The sequence below is a fragment of the Streptomyces sp. NPDC001219 genome (assembly GCF_053597915.1).
In genome coordinates this window covers 1-1,238 of the sequence record NZ_JBSFJF010000161.1, presented here as the reverse complement: position 1 = coordinate 1,238, position 1,238 = coordinate 1, and the positions used below count along the sequence as shown (strand labels likewise).

At 66.8% G+C, this 1,238-nt stretch carries 1 pseudogene; it reads right to left on the bottom strand.

Going from position 1 to position 1,238, the window contains the following annotated elements:
• Positions 1–320: 320 nt before the first annotated feature.
• Positions 321–1,167 (bottom strand): annotated as a pseudogene (locus tag ACWC9R_RS37060) (IS5 family transposase); the annotation flags it as partial.
• Between the last annotated feature and the right edge of the window lie 71 nt (positions 1,168–1,238).

Genomic DNA, 1,238 nt, shown 5'->3' with positions numbered 1-1,238 from the left:
CTAGGGCCTGTCTCTTTGACTTCACGTTGATCGGGCCAGGTGCGAGGGTGGTGGCCATGCCGCGACTTGGTCACCGCCTCCGGTCCTTCAGATTCGCGTTCGGGCTCGCCCCGACGAGCTTCGCGGCATGCCGGGAGACATGTGGTTCGGCTCTGGAGCACGCCCTGGCGGATAAGGCGACACTTTGCGGCATCCCGCGGCGCCAAGTGATGGTCTATCGGCATCTGTTCGTCGCGAAGAGGTCAGGAAGGTGCTCGGTCTGCCGGGTGAGGGCAGTCGACGCTTCGTCGTCCGAGCCCCTGAGCTAAGACTTTTCCTGGCGAGCGGGCGTCCTCAGCCTTTGGTAGGCGCGTCCAGATCAAGATGGCTGCGAGGTGGAGTGCGCCCTCGTAGGCGATGGCGAGTTTGTCCGTTCGCATGGCCAGGCCGCGCCACTGCTTGAGACGGTTGATGCACCGCTCGACGGTGTTGCGCTGCTTGTATGCCTCCGCGTCGAAGCTGGGCGGACGACCGCCGGCCCGGCCTCGCCGGAGACGGTGTCCGACCTGGTCAGAAGGCTGCGGGATGACGGCCCGGATGCCTCGGCGGCGAAGATGCCGACGGATTGCCCGGGATGAGTAGGCTCGGTCCGCAAGGACGACGTCGGGTCGGGTTCGTGCCCTGCCCAGGCCGGTGCGTGGGACTCGGATGCGAGCCATGACCGCCTCGAAAGCAGGCGCGTCACCAGCCTGACCAGCGGTGACATGGACGGCGAGGGGCCGTGCCTGGCCGTCACTGGCGAGGTGAACTTTCGTGCTCAGGCCGCCTCGGGAGCGTCCGAGTGCGTGATCGGCAGGTTCAGCCCTGCCCGCCCCCTTTCCTGGCCCCGGCCGCGTGCTGGTGGGCCCGGCAGACAGTGGAATCCACGGAAATCGCCCACTCCACTCCGTCAGCCGCGTCCGCCTGGGCGAGCACAACAGCGAAGATCCGTTGCCAGGTGCCGTCGGCAGCCCACCTGATCAGGCGCTTGTGAGCGGTCTGGAAGGCACCAAGTTCGTGAGGCAGGTCCCGCCAGGGCGAGCATGTGCGGTACTTCCACGCGATTGCCTCCAGTGTGCGGCGGTGGTCCGCCCACCGCCGCCCGCGGACCGGATCGGCCGGCATCAGCGGCTCGATCCGGTCCCACATCGCATCAGTGATCACTAATCGGAGAGACACATCCGATCAACTGATCAGCCCGTCAAAGAGACACGCCCTAG